The organism is Streptomyces sp. NPDC034099, from assembly GCF_055575415.1.
In genome coordinates this window covers 267,916-287,684 of record NZ_JBVISR010000002.1, presented here as the reverse complement: position 1 = coordinate 287,684, position 19,769 = coordinate 267,916, and the positions used below count along the sequence as shown (strand labels likewise).

Here is a 19,769-nt window from a genome sequence, read left to right as displayed (position 1 = left end):
ACACATGGCCGTACGCGGGATTCTGGGGCGGCAGCGCCGGGAGTACAGGACGCCGGAGCCGCACCCGTCCGGTGCGCGGCCCCCGAAGCTCGGCGAGCTGGTTCCGGAGCATGTGGCGATCGTCATGGACGGCAACGGACGCTGGGCCAAGGAGCGCGGGCTGCCGCGCACCGAGGGCCACAAGGTCGGTGCCGAGCAGGTCATGGACGTGCTCCAGGGCGCGATCGAGATGGGCGTCGGGAACATCTCCCTGTACGCCTTCTCCACCGAGAACTGGAAGCGCTCGCCGGAGGAGGTGCGGTTCCTGATGAACTTCAACCGCGACTTCATCCGCAAGTCCCGCGACACCCTCGACGAGCTGGGGGTGCGGGTGCGCTGGGCGGGGCGGATGCCCAAACTGTGGAAGTCGGTGGCCAAGGAACTCCAGGTCGCGCAGGAGCAGACCAAGGACAACGACCGGCTCACGCTGTACTTCTGCATGAACTACGGCGGACGGGCCGAGATCGCCGACGCGGCGCAGGCCCTCGCCGAGGACGTACGGGCCGGGAAGCTCGATCCGTCGAAGGTGAACGAGAAGACGCTCGCGAAGTACCTGTACTACCCGGACATGCCGGACGTGGACCTGTTCCTGCGGCCGAGCGGGGAGCAGCGGACGTCGAACTACCTGATCTGGCAGAGCGCGTACGCGGAGATGGTCTTCCAGGACGTCCTGTGGCCGGACTTCGACCGGCGCGACCTGTGGCGGGCCTGTCTGGAGTTCGCCTCCCGCGACCGCCGCTTCGGTGGCGCCATCCCCAACGAGGAGCTTCTGGCCATGGAAGGCCGCAGTACCCAGTAAGCCCCGGGCGGCAAAACCAGCCCGTCTGGGGGTACCCCCTCTGGGGGAGTTTGAGGACGAGGCCGTTCAGGCCGATACGGGGCCCGGGGGCATCCCCGGCCCCACCCGCTCAACCGCCGGAGGCCACCGCACAGTCGGCGCAGGTGCCGAAGATCTCCACCGTGTGGGCGACGTTGACGTAGCCGTGCTCCGCCGCGATGGCCTCGGCCCACTTCTCCACCGCGGGGCCCTCCACCTCGACGGCCTTGCCGCAGGCGCGGCAGACCAGGTGGTGGTGATGGTCGCCGGTGGAGCAGCGCCGGTAGACGGACTCGCCCTCGGCGGTGCGCAGGACGTCGACCTCGCCGGCGTCGGCGAGGGACTGCAGGGTGCGGTAGACCGTGGTGAGCCCGACCGCGTCGCCCTTGTGCTTGAGCATGTCGTGGAGCTCCTGCGCGCTGCGGAACTCCTCGACCTCCTGGAGGGCGGCCGACACGGCAGCCCGCTGCCGGGTGGCGCGGCCCTTCACGGGCGGTCCAGCGGTGGTCACTGGATTCCTCCTCACGTCTTCGCGGCTTGCCGGGCCATTGTGCCAGCCCGGTTCGCCCGCGGTCAGACGCCGACCTCGTCGGCGGCCCCCCTGGTGGCCGGAATCTTGCACTCCGCCGGATCCGCGGCAGGTTGCGCGGCGGCGAGTGCCCGCGCGCGTCGCCGGGCCAGCGGGGCGGCCAGCACGCTCAGCAGGATGAACGCGCCGATGGTGAGCAGCACGATCGTCGCGCCGGGCGGCACGTCCTGGTAGTACGAGGTGACCGTGCCGCCGATGGTCACGCACACACCGAGCGCGACGGAGACCGCGAAGGTGGCGGCGAAGCTGCGGGTGAGCTGCTGCGCGGCGGCCACCGGGACCACCATCAGCGCCGACACCAGCAGCAGGCCGACGACGCGCATCGCGACCGTCACCGTGACCGCCGCCGTGACGGCCGTCAGCAGGTTCAGCGCACGGACCGGCAGGCCGGTGACCCGGGCGAACTCCTCGTCCTGGCTGACGGCGAACAGCTGTCGGCGCAGGCCGACGGTGACGAGGACCACGAAGGCGGCCAGCAGGCAGATCGCGGTGACGTCGGACTCGGAGACCGTCGACAGGGAGCCGAAGAGGTACGAGGTGAGGTTGGCGTTGGAGCCGCCCGGCGCGAGGTTGATGAACATCACGCCGCCCGCCATGCCGCCGTAGAAGAGCATGGCGAGGGCGATGTCGCCGCGGGTCCTGCCGTACCAGCGGATCAGCTCCATGAGGACCGCGCCGAGGACGGAGACCAGCGTCGCCATCCAGACCGGGGACCAGGAGAGCAGGAAGCCGAGGCCGACGCCGGTCATCGCCACGTGGCCGATGCCGTCGCCCATGAGGGCCTGGCGGCGCTGGACCAGGTAGATGCCGATGGCCGGGGCGGTGATGCCGACCAGGACGGCCGCGAGCAGCGCCCGCTGCATGAAGGCGTAGTTCAGGATTTCCATGGTCGTCGCCTTCTCAGCTCAGCAGGCCGGTGCGGATCGGTTCGGCGCCCGCGGGTGCGTGCGGGTGGACGTGGTCGTGGCCGGGCAGCGCGTGCTGGCCGACGGCCTCGGGCGGCGGGCCGTCGTGCAGGACGCAGCCGTCGCGGAGCACCACGGCCCGGTCGATCAGCGGCTCCAGGGGGCCCAGCTCGTGCAGGACGAGGAGGACGGTCGCCCCGGCCGCCACCTGCGCCCGCAGCGTCTCGGCCAGCACCTCCTGGCTGGCCAGGTCGACGCCCGCCATCGGCTCGTCCATGATCAGCAGTTCGGGTTCGGCGGCGAGCGCGCGGGCGATCAGCACGCGCTGGTGCTGGCCGCCGGAGAGGGCGTTCACCGAATCCTTGGCGCGGTCCGCCATGCCGACCAGGCCGAGGGCGCGGCGTACGGCCTCGTGGTCGGCCTTGCGCAGGACGCCGAAGCGGGCCCGGGAGAGCCGGCCCGAGGAGACCACCTCGGTCACCGTGGCCGGGACGCCGCCCGCGGCCGTGGTGCGCTGCGGGACGTAGCCCACGCGCGCCCAGTCGCGGAAGTGGCGCCTGGGGGTGCCGAACAGCTCGATCTCCCCGTCCGTGACCGGCACCTGGCCGATGATCGTGCGCACGGCCGTGGACTTGCCCGAGCCGTTGGCGCCGAGCAGCGCGACCACCTGGCCGCGCCGCACGGTGAGGTCGATGCCACGCAGGACGGGGCGTGAGCCCAGCTCGGCGCGGACGCCGCGCAGGGATATGACGGACTCGTCGCTCACGATGTCCTCCGTAACGATCGAACTGCGGGTGGTACTGCTTACTTGGCGCCGAGGGCGGTTTCGAGCGCCTTGAGGTTGGACTCCATGACCCCGACGTAGTCCTCGCCCTTGGACTTGTCGGTGATGCCCTCCAGCGGATCGAGGACGTCCGTCTTCAGGCCCGCGTCCTTGGCGAGGGTCTTCGCGGTCTTGTCGGACACCAGTGTCTCGTAGAAGACGGTGGTCACGCCGTCGGCCCTGGCCTCCTGCTGGAGCTCCTTGATCCGGGCGGGGCTGGGCTCGCTCTCCGGGTCGAGGCCGTTGATGGCCTCCTGGGTGAGGCCGTAGCGCTCGGCGAGGTAGCCGAAGGCGGCGTGGTTGGTGAAGAAGACCTTGGTGGCGGTGTTCTTCAGGCCGTCCTTGTACGCCGTGTCCAGGCCGCTCAGCTTCTTCGCCAGCGCCTCGGCGTTCTTGCGGTAGTCGTCGGCGTGGTCCGGGTCGGCCTTCTCGAAGGCATGGGCGACGCCCGCGGCGATCTCGGCGTACTTCACCGGGTCCAGCCAGACGTGCGGGTCGAGCGCGTGCTCCCCGCCCTCGGCGTGCTCCTCCTCGGCGTGCTCGTCCGCGTGCTCCTCGCCGCCGTGGTCGTGCTCCACGTTCCCGTGGTCCTCGAGCTTCGTCAGCGAGGCCGCGTCGATCTTGGTCTTCACGTCGGACTGGCCGACGGCCTCGTCCACGGCCGGCTGCAGGGACTTCAGGTAGAGCACCGCGTCAGCCTCGCCCATCCGGGCGGTCTGCCTGGCGCTCAGCTCCAGGTCGTGCGGCTCCTGGCCGGGCTCGGTGAGCGTGGTGACGTTCACGTGGTCCCCGCCGATCTGCTCGGCGAGGTACTCCATGGGGTAGAACGACGCGACGACGTCGAACTTGTCGGTATTGCCCGCCGCCGAGCTGTCGCTGGAGCAGGCGGAGAGGGTCCCGAGGCCGAGCGCGGTGGCCGCGGTGACTGCTATGCCGGAGATACGGCGTCGTCGTACGTTCATGACACTCATTTTCAACAAATATGGAAACCGTTGTCAACAAGCGGGCGATTCCGCAGCTGGGAGGCCCCGATTTGGCCGAGGGGCGGCCCACGCCGGTAACCTGAAGCATTCTCTGGAAGCATCTCGCTTCGTCGCCCGTCGTCGTAATGAAGAGAGCACCGTGGCCGCCGACAAGATCGACACCATCGTCAGCCTGAGCAAGCGCCGTGGCTTCGTATTCCCGTGCAGTGAGATCTACGGCGGTCAGCGCGCCGCCTGGGACTACGGTCCGCTGGGTGTCGAGCTCAAGGAGAACCTCAAGCGCCAGTGGTGGCGCTACATGGTCACCTCGCGCGAGGACGTCGTCGGTCTCGACTCCTCCGTGATCCTGGCCCCCGAGGTCTGGGTGGCCTCCGGTCACGTCGCCACCTTCACGGACCCGCTGACCGAGTGCACCTCCTGCCACAAGCGGTTCCGCGCGGACCACCTGGAGGAGGCGTACGAGGAGAAGAAGGGCCACGCCCCCGAGAACGGTCTGGCCGACCTCAACTGCCCCAACTGCGGCAACAAGGGCACCTTCACCGAGCCCAAGCAGTTCTCCGGTCTGCTCTCCACCCACCTCGGCCCCACCCAGGACAGCGGCTCCGTCGCCTACCTGCGGCCCGAGACCGCCCAGGGCATCTTCACCAACTTCGCCCAGGTGCAGACCACTTCGCGCCGCAAGCCGCCGTTCGGCATCGCCCAGATGGGCAAGTCCTTCCGCAACGAGATCACGCCCGGCAACTTCATCTTCCGCACCCGCGAGTTCGAGCAGATGGAGATGGAGTTCTTCGTCAAGCCGGGCGAGGACGAGAAGTGGCAGGAGTACTGGATGGAGCAGCGCTGGAACTGGTACACCGGTCTCGGCCTGCGCGAGGAGAACATGCGGTGGTACGAGCACCCCGCCGAGAAGCTCTCCCACTACTCCAAGCGCACCGCCGACATCGAGTACCGCTTCCAGTTCGGCGGCAGTGAGTGGGGCGAGCTGGAGGGTGTCGCCAACCGGACCGACTACGACCTCTCCTCGCACGCCAAGGCCTCCGGCCATGACCTCTCCTACTATGACCAGGAGGCCCAGGAGCGCTGGACGCCGTACGTCATCGAGCCGGCGGCCGGTGTCGGGCGCGCGATGCTCGCCTTCCTGCTCGACGCGTACATCGAGGACGAGGCGCCGAACGCCAAGGGCAAGCTGGAGAAGCGCACGGTGCTGCGGCTCGACCCGCGGCTGTCCCCGGTGAAGGTCGCCGTGCTGCCGCTGTCCCGCAACCCCGACCTGTCACCGAAGGCGAAGGGGCTGGCGCAGGCGCTGCGGCAGCACTGGAACATCGAGTTCGACGACGCGGGCGCGATCGGGCGCCGTTACCGGCGTCAGGACGAGATCGGGACGCCGTTCTGTGTGACCGTCGACTTCGACACGCTGGACGACAACGCGGTGACCGTTCGCGAGCGGGACACCATGAAGCAGGAGCGTGTGTCGCTGGACCAGATCGAGGGGTACCTCGCCTCTCGGCTGGTTGGCTGCTGAACGTCCGTTTGCGTTGAGGTACCAGGGGGCTCCGCCCCCTGGACCCCCGGGATCCATGCCCACCCACCACCCGACTCGGTCGGGCGGGGGGTGGGCGTTTCGGCGTTTCGGGGGCCTGTATTACAGGCTCAGCCCCCGGCTCAGCGGCCCTGCAGGGACTTCACGTTGTCGCCGAAGGTCCAGTTCTTCGCGCCGTCCCAGTTGAGGGACCAGGTCATCAGGCCCTTGAGGGAGCCGTTGTAGTGGTTCCAGGCCTGGGAGACCAGGGACGGTGACATGTGGCCGCCGCCCGCGCCGGGCTGGGCGGGCAGGCCCGGGACCTGCTTGTCGTAGGGCACCCGGATCGTCGTGCCCTGGATGACCAGGCCCTTGTTCAGGCAGTCGGTCTGGGCGGTGAAGCCCTGCACGGTGCCGGCCGCGTAGGAGTCGCCGGAACAGCCGTACATGCTGCCGTTGTAGTACTGCATGTTCAGCCACCACAGGCGGCCGTTGTCCGCGTACTTCTTGATGATCGGCAGGTACGCGCCCCAGATCGAGCCGTAGACGACGCTGCCGCCGGTGACGTACGCCGTCTCCGGGGCCATCGTGAGGCCGAAGCCCGCGGGCATGCGGGCCAGTACGCCGTCGATGACGCGGATCAGGTTGGCCTGGGACGTGGAGAGCTGGTTGATGTTGCCGCTGCCGGTCAGGCCGGTCTCGATGTCGATGTCGATGCCGTCGAAGTTGTACTTCTTGAGGATCGGCACGATCGTGTCGACGAAACGGTCCGCGACCGCGGTCGAGTTGAGGTCGATGCCGGCCGTCGCGCCGCCGATGGAGAGCAGCAGCGTCTGCCCGGACGCCTTGGCCGCGCACATCTCGGCGGGCGTCGCCACCTTCACGCCCGCGTCCATGCCGTCCTCCCACAGCGCCGTCCCGTCGGAGCGGATCACCGGGAAGGCCGCGTTGAGAACGTTGTAACCGTGGGCGGCGATCTGGGGGTTGGTGATCGGGGTCCAGCCGAAGGGCGGGTGGACGCCGTTGGCGGCGCCGTCCCAGTTCTCCCAGTAGCCCTGGAGGACCTTGCCGGCGGGCTTGGACTTCACGGCGCAGGTGTCGGCGGCCGGGGCGGGGGCGGTGCCGGTGGGGGCGGCGGACGCGGTGGCGACGCCCAGGGGGACCAGAACGGTGGCCGCCAGTGCGGCGGTCAGTGGACGGAACGTGCGGCGGATCATGCCGGGCCTCCCGGTGGGGGTTCGGTGAGGGGGAGTCGACTTGTGTCGTAGGCATGACAGTGGTTTGGTCCAGACCTTTCGTCAAGAGGTCTGGACCAAGTGGCGGGTGTGGATCGGGTGGTCGTCAGGCGATCGTCCGGGGGAGGCGCAGGCTCAGCAGGCCGGTCAGGGCAACCGCCGCCAGTTGCACCAGCAGCGTCGTCACCAGGGCGTCCCGCATGCCCATGCCCGGGGTCAGCGACAGGAACAGCGTGCCCAGGGTGGCCACGCCCAGGGCCAGCGACGACTGCTGGGTGGTGACCATGACGCCACTGCCCACGCCGGCGCGTTCGGCGGGCACCTCCGAGAGGACCAGCCGGAGGACGACCGGGAGCTGGAGCGCCTGGCCCGCGCCCGCGACCGCCGCGCCCGGCAGGAGTTCGACCAGGCCGAGGTCGGGCCAGGAACGCCACGCGGCCAGCGTCATCAGGGCCAGGCCCAGCCCCTGGAGGGCGGCGCCGGTCGGCACCACGCGGGTGCCGTAGCGGGTGACCAGCCGGGGACCGGCGAGGGAGAAGAGGAAGAACACCACCGCGAGCGGGGCCAGGGCCAGACCCGCGGCCACCGGGCCCAGACCCGCGCCCTGCTGCAACGCCACCGCGATGACGAACATGAAGCCGCTGAAGCCGATCGAGAACGGCACGATGAGCAGCAGGCCGCGGCGCAGCGACACGATCGCGAACAGGCTCGGCGGGACCAGCGGCGTACGGCCCGCGCGGTCCGCCCGGCGCTCCACCGCGAAGAACGCCGCCGCCACGAACGGGAACGCCGCCAGCGACAGCCAGGTCCACAGCGGCCAGCCCGCCGCCCGGCCCTCGGTGAGCGGGACCAGCAGGGTCAGGATCGAGGCGGCCAGCAGGAAGGTGCCGGGGACGTCCACCGGCTCGGGGTGCGCGGAACGGGTCTCCGGGACCGCGCGGGCGGCGAGGAACAGGCCCACGAGGACGACCGGGACGTTCACCAGGAAGACGGAACGCCAGCCGGTGCCCGCGATGTCGGCGGCCACCAGGACGCCGCCCAGGATCTGCCCGGCCACCATCGACAGGCCGGCCGTCGCCCCGTACAGGCCCATGGCCTTCGCACGCCGGGGACCGGAGGTGGTCGCCTGGATGGTCGCCAGCACCTGCGGCAGCATCGCGGCGGCCGAGGCGCCCTGCGCCACCCGTGCCGCCACCAGCGTCCAGGCGTCCGGCGCGAGACCGCAGGCCAGCGAGGTCAGCCCGAAGGCCGCCATGCCGCCCAGGAACAGGCGGCGCCGGCCGAAGAGGTCGCCGAGCCGGCCGCCCAGGACCAGCAGGACGGCGTACGCCACCCCGTACCCGGCGACGACGAGTTCCAGGACCGCCTCGCTCGCGGAGAGGTCCGCGCCGATGGTGGGCAGGGCGACGTTGACGATGAAGAAGTCGACGAGCGGGAGTGCCGCGGCCAGCAGCACCGTGAACAGTCCGAGGCCGCCGAGCGCGGGTGGCGCCGGGGGTGCCGTACGGACGGGACGTGAAGTGATGGTTTCGGTCACGTGGTCGAGCCTGCGACCCTTTCCAGGGTGGTACCAGAGTCTCTTTATGCTGGTAGTAGAAGTACCTGGCAACAGGGTTCGGGACGCGGCACCATGGAGGCATGACGACCACGACGGGCCAGGAGACGGCGGTGCAGTCCCCGCCCCGGGACACCGGCTCGGAGATCCGGCGGCACGAACTCGCCGCCTTCCTGCGCAGCCGCCGCGAGCGCATCGCCCCCGAGCAGGTCGGGCTGCCCCGCGGACGCCGGCGCCGGACCCCGGGGCTGCGGCGCGAGGAGGTCGCCCAGCTCTCGGCCGTCGGCGTCACCTGGTACACCTGGCTGGAGCAGGCCCGGGACATCCAGGTCTCCGTGCAGGTCCTCGACGCCCTCGCCCGCGCCCTGCTGCTCGACCCCACCGAGCGCGCCCACCTCTTCCGGCTGGCGGGGGCCGTCGACCCGACGCCTGCGACGGTGTGCCCGGCCATCACCCCGGCGGTGCGCGCCCTGCTCGAGCAGTTCGAGCCGTATCCCGCCTGTGTGCAGAACAGCCGGTACGACATCCTCGCCCACAACCGGACGTACGGGCTGCTGCTGTGCGACCTGGAGGCGGTACCGCCCGAGGACCGCAACTGCATGATCCTCTGCTTCACCCACGAGGACTGGCGGTCCTCGATCGTGCACCTGGAGGAGACCCAGCGGCTGATGGCGGCGCGGTTCCGCGCGACCATGGCCGGACATCTCGCCGAGCCCGCCTGGAAGATGCTGCTCAAGCGGCTGCGCACCCAGTCGCCGGACTTCCGCGAGGCCTGGGAGCGGTACGAGGTGGTCGCGCACCGCGGCAAGCGCAAGGAGTTCCTCAACCGGTACGTAGGCCGGATCCGCGTCGACCACACCGACCTGTGGCTCGGACCGGAACCGGGGCCCCGGATGGTGACGTACGCCCCGGCCGACGAGGTCTCCCGGGAGCGGCTGGAGAAGCTGCACGCGATCGCCCTGGAACGCGGACCGACATCGTCCGGATGAGTGCCCGAGGTGCGGGAACCCGGAGATGTGCGGAAGGTGATGTTCCCAGGCCTTCCACGGGCCCGGGGTTCCCACAGCACGGACAGGGCGAGGACGAAGAGTCATGGCTGAGCAGAAGTCGGCGCGGACACTTCCGCGGCCGTTGCACGCGGCCGCTTCGGCGGTGCGGAAGGTGCCGGGTGCCGGGACGGTGGGCAGGGCCGCCGAGGGCGCGCTGGACAGGATCGGGGCGGTGTCGCCGCGCGGGCGGCGCGTGCTCGTCTACACGGGCGCCGGGGTGCTGGGCGTCGCCGGACTGGTGGAGTGGCCGGTGGCCGCCACCGGAGCGGCGGTGGCCTGGCTGACGCAGCCGCGCGGGCAGGACCGGAACGGGAGCGCGGGCAAGGGCGGTGACGCGGGGGAGGCCCGGGGCGCCGCGGACACGAAGCCCGACCGGACGCCGGCCCGGAAGACCACCGCCAGGGCGGGCGCGTCGAAGACGGGCACCGCGAAGGCGGGTACCGCGAAGAGTGGTACGGCCGGCGCGGCCGGGACGAAGGCGGCCGCGGCGAAGCGGACCACCGGCGCCAAGAAGGCCGCCGCCAAGTCCACGGCGAGCAAGTCCACCTCAGGCAGGTCCGCCGCCGCGAAGAAGTCCACGGCGAGCAAGTCGGCCGCCGCCAAGAAGACCTCCGCGAAGAAGACCTCCGCGAAGAAGACCTCCGCGAAGAAGACCGCGTCCCCCACTCGGGCCAGGAGCCAGTCGGGGACCAAGGCGTCCTCCAGTCGGCCCTCCGCCTCCGGCGGCAGCCGCGGCCGCGGCCGCAAGACGGCCGCCGCGTCGCGCACCCGCTCGTCCGGCTGAGGGAGCGCCATGGTCGGTGGACTGCTGACGCGTTCCCAGGACGCCGTCACGGGGCTGGTGCTGGCCGGTCCCCGGCTGCTCGCGCGCGGTACCGCGCCCGCCGTGGGCGCCGCGGCCGGAGCGGCGGCGGGCACCGCACGGGCCGGTGTGCGCGGCGCCGACTTCGCGGCGCGGGCGGCACGGGTGGCCCGCGCCGCGCTGCCCGGCGGATCGCCGGGCTGGCGGGCCGGAGCCCGGGCCCACCTCGCGCTGCGGCCCGCCGCCACGGACGAGGTACGCGCGGCGGGCGGTACGGAGCGCGTGGCGCGGCGGGTGGCGGCGGCACTGGCCGAGCACCCGGACGTCCTGCTCGCCTACTGGGACACCGGTCTCGCCAGACTCGTGGTGACCGCGACCGAGGACACGCTCACCGACCGCGTCGTGGACCACGCCACCGAACTCGCCGAACGCCACGGACTCACCCGGGCGGACCAAGCCGCCCCCGCCGCCGCGGACGACCCGGTGGACGAGACGGACCACCCCGGCGACCCGGCCCCGGTACGGGTCGCGGCGACCGCGCTCGCAGCCGACGTGCTGGGCATCGCCGCCGCCGTGACCGGCGCGCGGCTGCGGCTGCCGCCCACGCCCCGCCTGGTCACCGCCGTGGCGACGCTGCTGCGCGAGAACCCGGCCTTCCGCGCCTGGCTGGGCGAGCGGCTGGGCGAGCACCGCATGGACGTGGCGCTGGCCGCCGCCAACGCCGCCGTCCACGGCGCCGGGCAGAGCCCCACCTCGCTGGTGCTCGACGGGGCGCTGCGCGCCTGCCAGCTGACGGAGGCGGTGGCGCGCGGGGCCGCCTTCGAGGTCGTGCACGACCAGCTGTGCGTCCCCGGCCGGGACAGCCTGCCCGCCGCACCCGCGCTGCGTCCGGCGCCGCGCACCTCACCGGCCCAGGACTACGCCGCCCACGCCTCGGCGGGAAGTGTGGCGGGCGCCGCCGCGACCCTGCTGGTCAAGCACGACGTGGCCGAGGCGGCCGAGGCGCTGCTCGCCGGTTCGCCCAAGGCCGCGCGCTACGGGCCCGCCGCCTTCCACGCCGTACTGAGCGCCGCGCTGTCCCGCACCGGCGTGCTCGTGCGCGATCCCGGGCGGCTGCGGCAGCTGGAGATGGTCCGCACGGTCGTGCTGCACCCCAGCGCGCTGCGCGTGCCGGACGCGGGCGCCGACCCGTGGACCGAGGACGTGCTGGACGCGGCGCGGCGCGCGGGACTGCGCGTGGTCATGGTCGAGGACCCGGCGCTGGCCGACTTCACCGGCCTCGCCGACCAGGTCGTCGCCGCCCGGCGCCCGCTCGCGGACGTCGTGGCGGAACTGCGCGCCGAGGGCGGCGTCCTCACCGTCGTACGGCCGCTGCCCGGCGACGACGACTCCGTGTCGGCCGGGCTGCTCGCCGGGGACGTGGCCGTCGCGCTGGCCGACGCGGACTGCCCGGTGGCCTGGGGCGCGGACGTGCTCGCACCGCAGGGGCTCGCCGACGTGTGGCGGGTGCTGCGGGCGGTGCCGGTCGCGCGGGCGGTCGGGCGCCGGTCGCAGACGCTGGCCCGGTCCGGGGCCGCGCTGTCCGGACTGCTGGTGGCGGTCGGCGAGGCGCGCGGCAGGAGCCGGGGCGGCGTGTCGTCGCTGCTGGGGATGCGGCACGCGCCGGTGGACGCGAGCGCGGCGGTGGCGCTGCTGTCCGGAACGCGGGCCGCGATCGGCGTGGCGATGGCCCGCGCCCCGCACCCCCGGGCCCGGGTGGCGTGGCACGCGCTGGACCCGGGCGACGTACGGGACCGGCTGGAGCGGGAGCGCGAGCCCGAGCCGACCGCCGTGGAGCAGGCCACCGCCCGGCTGCGCGCCGCCGCCGACCGGGCGGGCCGGGTGCCCGTGCTGGCCCCGGTCCGCTGGTCGTGGCAGCTGGCCCGCGCCGTACGCGGGGAGCTGGACGATCCGCTCACCCCGGTCCTCGCGGTGGGCTCGGCCGCCTCCGCGATCCTCGGCTCGGTCGTCGACGCGCTGCTCGTCGTCGGCGCCCTCGACCTGAACGCGCTGGTCGGCGGCTTCCAACGGCTGCGCGCCGAGCGGGCGCTGTCCGGGCTGCTGGCGGAGCAGAAGCAGAAGGCCCGGGTCACCGAGGAGCAACTAGGCCCGGACAGCGCGGAGTTCGCGAGGGAGGGTGAGCCGCGGATCGTGGACGCGGCCAAGCTGCACCCCGGCCACGTGATCGAGCTGAAGGCGGACGACGTGGTACCCGCCGACGCGCGGCTGCTGTGGGAGGACGGCCTGGAGGTGGACGAGTCGGCGCTCACCGGTGAGTCGCTGCCGGTGGACAAGTCGGTGGATCCGTCGCCCCGCGCCCCGGTGGCGGAGCGGTTCTGCATGGTCTTCGAGGGCACGACCGTGGTGGCCGGGCGGGCCCGTGCCGTCGTCGTCGACACCGGCGAGCACACCGAGGCCGCGCGGGCGGTGGCGCTGGCGGCCCGTACACCGTCGGCGGCCGGGGTGCAGGCCAGGCTCCAGGAGCTGACCCGCAAGGCGCTGCCGCTCACCCTGGCGGGCGGGGCCGCCGTGACCGGGCTCTCGCTGCTGCGCGGGGCGCCGATCCGGCAGGCCGTCGCCGGTGGCGTGTCGGTGGCGGTGGCCGCCGTGCCCGAGGGGCTGCCGCTGGTGGCGACGGTGGCCCAGCTCGCGGCGGCCCGCCGCCTCAGCCGCCGGGGCGTCCTGGTGCGCACCCCGCGCACACTGGAGGCGCTCGGCCGGATGGACACCGTCTGCTTCGACAAGACGGGCACCCTCACCGAGAACAGGCTGCGGCTGTCGCGGGTCGCGGGCACCGACGGCACGGTCCGCAGGGTGGGCGAGGCGGAGACCGCCGGCACCGTACGGGTCGCCGCGCGCGCCTGCCCCCGGCTGAACGGCGACGGCGCCCGGCCCACCCACGCCACCGACGAGGCCGTCCTGGACGCGGCCGGGGACGACCCCGACTGGACGCAGGAGGAGGGACTGCCCTTCGAGACCTCCCGCGGCTACGCCGCCGCCGTCGGACGCGAAGGCGGCAGGGGCCCCGCCGTGCTGGTGGTCAAGGGCGCCCCGGAGACGGTGCTGCCCGCCTGCGCCGACCTGCCGGCGCACACCTCGGAGGTGGCGCAGCGGCTGGCCGGCGACGGACTGCGCATCATCGCGGTGGCGCGGCGGACCCTGGCCAAGGGCGAGAAGGCGGCCGACGTCCTCGAACGGCAGCCGTCGAAGCTGGAGTTCGCCGGACTGCTCGCGCTGGCCGACGTGCCCCGCGAGACCTCCCCGGCGCTGGTGCGCGGGCTGCGCGAGGCGGGCGTACGGCCCGTGGTGCTGACCGGCGACCATCCGCAGACCGCCCACGCCATCGCCGTCGACCTGGGCTGGCCCGAGGACGCGGTCGTGGTCACCGGCGACGAACTCGCCGCCGCCGACCGCACCGCGCGCTCCCGGATGCTGCGCGACGCGGACGTGGTGGCCCGGGTGGCGCCCGAGCAGAAGCTCCAGGTCGTCGAGTCGCTGCGGGACGCCGGGCGGGTCGTCGGCATGGTCGGCGACGGCGCCAACGACGCCGCCGCGATCCGGGCCGCCGACATCGGCGTCGGCATCAGCGCCCGCGGCTCGGCCGCCGCCCGCAACGCCGCCGACCTGGTCGTCACCGGCGACGACCTGCTGGTCCTGGTGGAGGCGGTGCGGGAGGGCCGGGCGCTGTGGCACAGCGTCGCCGACGCCATCGCCATCCTGATCGGCGGCAACGCGGGCGAGGTCGGCTTCGGCATCCTCGGCACGGTGCTGGGCGGCGCCGCCCCGCTGTCCACCCGCCAGATGCTGCTGGTCAACCTGTTCACCGACCTGTTCCCGGCGATGGCGGTCGCGGTGACGAAGACCGGGGACCCGGAACAGGAGGCCGCCGACGCGGGCGCGCCGCTCGGTACGGCCGTGCTGGGCGAGCCCCTGCTCCGGCAGATCCGGCACCGGGCGCTGACCACGGCGCTGGGGGCGACCGCGGCCTGGCTGCTCGGCCGTTTCACGCCGGGCACGGAGCGCCGCGCGACGACCATGGCCCTGTGCGCGGTCGTCGGCACCCAGCTCGCCCAGACCCTCGCCGACCGCCGTGACAGCCGCCTGGTCCAGGTCACCTCCCTCGGCTCGGCCGCCGCCCTGGTCGCCCTGGTCCAGACCCCGGGCGCCAGCCGCCTCTTCGGCTGCACCCCGCTGGGGCCGGTCGCGTGGACGGGCGTGGCCGCGGCGATCGCGCTGGCGCTCGCGGGGCAGCGGGCGCTGCCGGGCGTGGAGGACGCGATCGTGAAGTACTGGCCGAAGATGGCGGAACGGCTGCCCGCGGTGACATCCGGTGCGGCGCCGCAGGACGCGAGGGGATGACGCGCGCGGGTTGGCCGTCGCCGACCGAAGGGCGCGTTCGTGCTTCCCCCCGGACGAGATCCGGACGCCCCTGGGCGCACACGACGCCCCGGACCACCGGGAACGGCCCCGGGACTTCGACCTGGGTCTCCGCGCGCCGCTCGCCCTCCTCACGGGCGCGCCGGATCGGGAGCCGGCCGGACGGCGGACTCCGCGGCGGGCCCGAGCGGGGAGTTCGTGACGTCGCTGGACGAGGTGTGCACGCCCGGCCCCGACGCCGGTGGACGAGGACCGGGCCTTCGCGGAGACACTCGCGGCGCTCGGACACGACGACGCGCACGATGAGGGCGACGCGGGCGGCGAAGAAGTGCCGCTGGTCTGGCCCGACCGGTACTTCGACTACGTCTGAGGCCGCCGTCAGGCCCCCGTCCGTGCCGCCTCCCGCACCTCCGGCGACGCCAGGCGCTCGGCCGTGCGCTCCGCGGTGCGGCGGGCCCAGCGGCCGCTCGTGACGGCGCCCAGGACGAGGACCGCGAGGCCGCAGGCGGCCAGGATCCACCAGCCGGGGCGGGCGGCGGAGACGAAGGTGTCGCGGTACGACGAGGCGCCCACGCCCGCCGCCAGCACCGCGCCGACGATCGCCACGCCGAGCGTCTGGCCCAGCTGGCGGCTGGTCGAGGCGACGGCGGCCGCGACCCCGGCCTGGGCGCGGGGCATGCCGGAGACCGCGGTGTTGGTGATGGGGGCGTTGACGAAGCCGAAGCCGATGCCGAACAGGACGTAGCCGAGGAAGAGCGTGACGTCGGAGGTCTCGGCCTCGAAGGCGGCGAACAGCGTCCCGCTGACCGTCAGCGCGCCGCCCGCGATCAGCAGGGGCAGGCGCGGCCCCCGGCTGCCGACCAGCCGCCCGGAGAGCGGGGCGCACAGGAAGGTCGGGACGGCCATCGGCAGCATCCACAGGCCGGCCTCCAGGGCGCTCAGCCCGCGCACGTTCTGCAGGTACAGCGTGGACAGGAAAAGAAAGCCGCCCAGCGCGGCGAAGGCGCTGACCGCGATCACGGTGGCCCCGCTGAACGGCGCCGACCGGAAGAAGCGCAGCTCGATGAGCGGGTCGGCGCGACGGGGCTCGTGGACGAGCAGGCCGACCAGCGCGGCGAGGGCCAGGACGGCGTAGGGGAGCACGCTGGTGAACCCGGCGTTCGGCGCCTCGATGATCGCGTACGTCAGGGAACCGAACAGCACGATCACCATCACCTGGCCCAGCGGGTCGGGGCGGCGGGCCTTCGGCGCGCGGGACTCGGGGACGAAGCGGAGGGTGAGGAGCAGGGCGGCCAGGCCCACCGGCAGGTTGACCCAGAAGATCGAGCGCCAGCCGACCGATCCACGAGCACCCCGCCCACCAGCGGCCCCGCGGCCATGGATATGCCGACCACCGCGCCCCAGACGCCGATCGCGCGGGCGCGCTCGCGCGGGTCGGTGAAGGTGTTGGTGATGATCGACATCGCGACCGGGTTGAGCATCGAACCGCCCACCGCCTGCATCATCCGGAAGACGATCAGCGAGGACAGGTCCGGGGCCAGGGAGCACAGCAACGAGCCGAGGGTGAAGAGCACCAGGCCGGTCATGAAGACCCGTTTGCGGCCGATCCGGTCGGCCGTGGAGCCGGCCAGCATCAGCAGCGCGGCCAGCACCAGCGTGTACGCGTCGATCGCCCACTGCAGGCCCGACGTGCTCGCGTGCAGGTCGCGCTGCATGGACGGGAGGGCGACGTTGAGGATCGTGTTGTCGATACTCACGATCAGCAGGCTCATGCAGCAGATGGCGAGCACGAGCATGCGGCGGCGATGGGTGAGCTCCGGCATGAACTCCAGCCTACGCCCACTTCGATAGTGCGTCTAACTAATGACCGATGCATGGTCTTCGTCCACAGGGCGCGACGGGCACGGCCCCGCGTGCGTGACAATGGGGGAATGTCCACGCTCACCACGCCCGCCCCCGAGATCACCGCCGCGCCCTTGCGGATCGGCCCGCACACCGTCGCGCCGCCCGTGGTGCTGGCGCCGATGGCCGGCATCACCAACGCGCCCTTCCGCACGCTGTGCCGGGAGTTCAGCGGCGGCAAGGGCCTGTTCGTGAGCGAGATGATCACGACCCGGGCGCTGATCGAGCGCAACGAGAAGACCATGCAGCTGATCCGCTTCGACGCGACCGAGACCCCGCGCTCGATCCAGCTGTACGGCGTCGACCCGGTGACCGTCGGCAAGGCCGTCCGCATGATCGCGGAGGAGGACCTCGCCGACCACATCGACCTGAACTTCGGCTGCCCGGTCCCGAAGGTGACCCGCAAGGGCGGCGGCTCGGCGCTGCCGTACAAGCGGAACCTGCTGCGCGCCATCGTCCGCGAGGCCGTCACCGGTGCCGGCGGCCTGCCCGTCACCATGAAGATGCGCAAGGGCATCGACGACGACCACCTCACCCACCTCGACGCCGGCCGTATCGCCGTCGAGGAGGGCGTCAGCGCCATCGCCCTGCACGGCCGCACCGCCGCCCAGCACTACGGCGGCACCGCCGACTGGGACGCCATCGCCCGCCTCAAGGAGCACGTCCCGGAGATCCCCGTCCTCGGCAACGGCGACATCTGGTCCGCCGAGGACGCGCTGCGCATGGTGCGCGAGACCGGCTGCGACGGCGTCGTGGTCGGACGCGGCTGCCTCGGGCGGCCGTGGCTCTTCGCCGACCTGGTCGCCGCCTTCGAGGGGCGCACCGACTCCTTCGTGCGGCCCACCCTGCGCGAGGTCGCCGACGTGATGGTCCGGCACGCCACGCTGCTGGGGGAGTGGATCGGCGACGAGGCGCGGGGCGTCATCGACTTCCGCAAGCACGTGGCCTGGTACCTCAAGGGCTTCGCCGTCGGCTCCGAGATGCGCAAGCGGCTCGCGATCACCTCCTCCCTGGAAGCACTGCGCGCCGGACTCGACGAACTCGACCTCGACCAGCCCTGGCCCACCGGCGCCGACGGCCCCCGCGGCCGCACCTCCGGCAACAACCGGGTGGTCCTGCCCGACGGCTGGCTGAAGGACCCGTACGACTGCGCGGGGGTCGGCGAGGACGCGGAGCTGGACACCTCCGGCGGCTGATCAGCCCTGGGTGGGGTGCGGGACGGAGCCGTACGCCGTCAGGAAGCGGTCGCGGAAGGAACTCATCCGCCACACCGGGGCGTCCTCGGCCGGCTTCAGCCCTTCCGTCCAGTTCCAGTCGTCGATCGCGTCGAGCACCTTCGGGTCCTTGGCGACGATGGACACCGGGACGTCGCGGCTGGCCTTGTCCCCGCTGACGCGGGCGAGCGGCTGGTGGTCGCCGAGGAAGACGAGGACGGTGTCGTCGGTGCCGTAGCGCTCCAGCCACTGGGTGAGGCTGGTGACCGAGTACTGGATCGACTTGCCGTACTCCTCCTTCGAGCGGGCCGAGTCGGTGATGATGTCGGACGCCTTCACGCCCGCCGCCTCGATCCCGTCGTACACCGAACCGTCGCCGACCTCGTCCCAGCCGACCATCCTCGGGACCGGGGCCCAGGGCTGGTGGCTGGAGGTGAGGATGACCTCCGCCATCAGCGGCCTGTCGCGCTTCCTGCCGTGCTCCAGGCGCTGGAACGCCTCCAGTGCGTACTGGTCGGGCATCGTCGACCAGCTGAACTTGGGCCCCCGGTAGCCCACGTCGGAGGCGTCGTAGACCTTGTCCAGGCCGTACCAGTCCGCCTCCGGCCAGGCCTTCTGCACGCCCGGCATGACCCCGACCGTGTCCCAGTCGCCGGTCTTCCCGAACGCCTTGGTGAGCGTGAGGTGGTCGCCCGCGGTCACGGTGCGGTAGCGCTGCTGGTTGTCCACCCACAGGCCGGACAGGAAGGTGGAGTGGCCGAGCCAACTGCTGCCGCCGTACGTCGCCGAGGTCAGCCAGCCGCTGCGGGCGTGGAAGCCCGCCTTCGCCAGCGCCCCGGTGCTCGCGTCCAGCGTCCGGCCGACACCCGGTGCCATCACCGGGTCCTCGATGGCGCTGCGGCCGTAGCTCTCGATGAACGTGAAGATCATGTCCTTGCCGCGCAGGTCCGGCACCAGCTCGGCGCCGGGCGTGGCGCCGAAGCGGTCCGCCTTCGCCTCCTTCGCGAAGGCCGCCTCGTCCCGCAGCGTGTCCACCACCCGGTGCGCCTGCGCCTCGGCGGCCCGGGAGGCACTCGTGGTGGCGACCGGCACGCCGAAGGTCTGCACACCCAGCGCCACGCAGGTCATCCACACGGTGGCCGCCATCAGCGCGCCCCGTGCCGCCCGCTCCCGGTGCGCGGCGAGCAGCTCGCCGAGCCGGACCGCCGCGAGCGCCATGACCACCAGCAGTGAGGCGGCCAGCACCACGGCGCCCACCGCGGCCCAGGTCGCCGCCGCCCCGCCCATCGAGTCCGCCACGAACGACTGCGCGTCGTCGAGCAGCCCCCAGTCCAGGACCAGGTTGAAGCTCCGGCCCAGGTACTCGGTGAAGCCCATGTCGAGCAGGTTCAGCACGGTCAGCGCCCCGAGGGCGGTCCCGAACAGCGCCGCCGCCACCAGGCGCGGCACGCGGGGCAGGCAGAGCAGCAGCACCGCCGCGACGACCGCCTCCGCCGGGATCCGCGCGAAGCGGCTGGGCTCCACGGCGACGAGGGTGTTGGGCAGCAGCAGCGCCCCGAGAACCAGAATGGCCGAAAGGGCCGTGGTGACCCGGCGGACGACGCGGGCGGCGCGCGGGTGCCGGGTGCGCCAGGCGCGCCGGCGGGCGAGGCGGGCCCAGAGGGGCCTGAGGGCGTCGAGCGGGGCGGGAGCGGGTGTGTCGGGGCCGTCGGGAGCGTCGCCGGTGGGGCGTGGCGGCCGGCGGAAAGGCGTGATGACGGGCACCCGAAGGTCCTTCCGTGCGAAACCCGGTGGACGGCGGGCCCCGGCGAGGGGGCCGGGACCCGCCGGACTCTCGTACGTCCGGCACGAGCGGTCCGTTCACCGGTCCGCATGGTGAAATCCGGCGGTCTGTGGGAGCGTGATTCTCGCCACCTCTGAT

14 protein-coding genes and 1 pseudogene are annotated in these 19,769 nt (G+C 73.0%); 7 read left to right on the top strand and 8 right to left on the bottom strand.

The features are described from left to right. Positions 1-4 precede the first annotated feature (4 nt). Positions 5-838: an isoprenyl transferase gene (locus ACZ56V_RS06355; protein WP_468939759.1), complete on the top strand. Its 834-nt coding sequence runs from the start codon at positions 5-7 to the stop codon at positions 836-838. Between the two features lie 109 nt (positions 839-947). Here ACZ56V_RS06355 and ACZ56V_RS06350 read toward each other — a convergent pair whose 3' ends face one another. The 4 genes from ACZ56V_RS06350 to ACZ56V_RS06335 form a co-directional block, all read right to left on the bottom strand. Further along, the gene (locus ACZ56V_RS06350) at positions 948-1,367 is read right to left on the bottom strand and encodes a Fur family transcriptional regulator (protein ID WP_087809450.1); all 420 of its coding nucleotides are present in this window, start codon (positions 1,365-1,367) and stop codon (positions 948-950) included. A gap of 62 nt (positions 1,368-1,429) precedes the next feature. Next, positions 1,430-2,332: a metal ABC transporter permease gene (locus ACZ56V_RS06345; protein WP_398911047.1), complete on the bottom strand. Its 903-nt coding sequence runs from the start codon at positions 2,330-2,332 to the stop codon at positions 1,430-1,432. Positions 2,333-2,345: 13 nt separating this feature from the next. Continuing rightward, entirely contained in the window at positions 2,346-3,116 is a 771-nt protein-coding gene (locus ACZ56V_RS06340; protein ID WP_356359912.1) for a metal ABC transporter ATP-binding protein, read from the bottom strand. 38 nt (positions 3,117-3,154) lie between these two features. Continuing rightward, complete coding sequence (locus tag ACZ56V_RS06335) at positions 3,155-4,135, bottom strand: zinc ABC transporter substrate-binding protein (protein ID WP_468939754.1); 981 nt, start codon at positions 4,133-4,135, stop codon at positions 3,155-3,157. Positions 4,136-4,295: 160 nt separating this feature from the next. Here ACZ56V_RS06335 and ACZ56V_RS06330 point away from each other — a divergent pair, with 160 nt between their 5' ends. Continuing rightward, positions 4,296-5,678, top strand: a complete 1,383-nt coding sequence (locus ACZ56V_RS06330; RefSeq protein ID WP_398911053.1) for a glycine--tRNA ligase — start codon at positions 4,296-4,298, stop codon at positions 5,676-5,678. A gap of 140 nt (positions 5,679-5,818) precedes the next feature. On the opposite strand, the gene ACZ56V_RS06325 is transcribed toward ACZ56V_RS06330, so the two are convergent. Together ACZ56V_RS06325 and ACZ56V_RS06320 are read right to left on the bottom strand one after the other, a co-directional pair. Further along, positions 5,819-6,892 carry a chitinase gene (locus tag ACZ56V_RS06325; protein WP_468939751.1) on the bottom strand — a complete coding sequence of 358 codons (1,074 nt, stop codon included), beginning with the start codon at positions 6,890-6,892 and terminating at the stop codon, positions 5,819-5,821. Between the two features lie 124 nt (positions 6,893-7,016). Then, positions 7,017-8,447: an MFS transporter gene (locus tag ACZ56V_RS06320; protein WP_468939748.1), complete on the bottom strand. Its 1,431-nt coding sequence runs from the start codon at positions 8,445-8,447 to the stop codon at positions 7,017-7,019. A 101-nt stretch (positions 8,448-8,548) separates the two neighbouring features. Between ACZ56V_RS06320 and ACZ56V_RS06315 the strand changes: the two genes are divergently transcribed. The 4 genes from ACZ56V_RS06315 (at position 8,549) to ACZ56V_RS06300 (ending at position 15,102) form a co-directional block, all read left to right on the top strand. After that, a complete protein-coding gene (locus ACZ56V_RS06315) occupies positions 8,549-9,454 on the top strand; it encodes an MmyB family transcriptional regulator (RefSeq protein WP_356359919.1) in 906 nt (301 codons plus the stop codon). Positions 9,455-9,557: 103 nt separating this feature from the next. Continuing rightward, positions 9,558-10,298, top strand: coding sequence for a hypothetical protein (locus ACZ56V_RS06310; RefSeq protein WP_468939744.1), 741 nt, complete (start codon positions 9,558-9,560; stop codon positions 10,296-10,298). A 9-nt stretch (positions 10,299-10,307) separates the two neighbouring features. Further along, positions 10,308-14,714, top strand: coding sequence for an HAD-IC family P-type ATPase (locus tag ACZ56V_RS06305; RefSeq protein WP_467377956.1), 4,407 nt, complete (start codon positions 10,308-10,310; stop codon positions 14,712-14,714). 259 nt (positions 14,715-14,973) lie between these two features. Further along, the gene (locus tag ACZ56V_RS06300) at positions 14,974-15,102 is read left to right on the top strand and encodes a hypothetical protein (RefSeq protein WP_468939741.1); all 129 of its coding nucleotides are present in this window, start codon (positions 14,974-14,976) and stop codon (positions 15,100-15,102) included. Between the two features lie 8 nt (positions 15,103-15,110). Here ACZ56V_RS06300 and ACZ56V_RS06295 read toward each other — a convergent pair. Continuing rightward, positions 15,111-16,555 (bottom strand): annotated as a pseudogene (locus tag ACZ56V_RS06295) (MFS transporter). Positions 16,556-16,663: 108 nt separating this feature from the next. On the opposite strand from ACZ56V_RS06295, the gene dusB reads away from it, so the two are divergent. After that, positions 16,664-17,830 (top strand): tRNA dihydrouridine synthase DusB, encoded by a 1,167-nt coding sequence (gene dusB / locus ACZ56V_RS06290; RefSeq protein ID WP_468939739.1) that lies wholly within the window; start codon positions 16,664-16,666, stop codon positions 17,828-17,830. On the opposite strand, the gene ACZ56V_RS06285 is transcribed toward dusB, so the two are convergent. Further along, positions 17,831-19,612: an alkaline phosphatase family protein gene (locus ACZ56V_RS06285; protein ID WP_468939737.1), complete on the bottom strand. Its 1,782-nt coding sequence runs from the start codon at positions 19,610-19,612 to the stop codon at positions 17,831-17,833. Positions 19,613-19,769 lie beyond the last annotated feature (157 nt).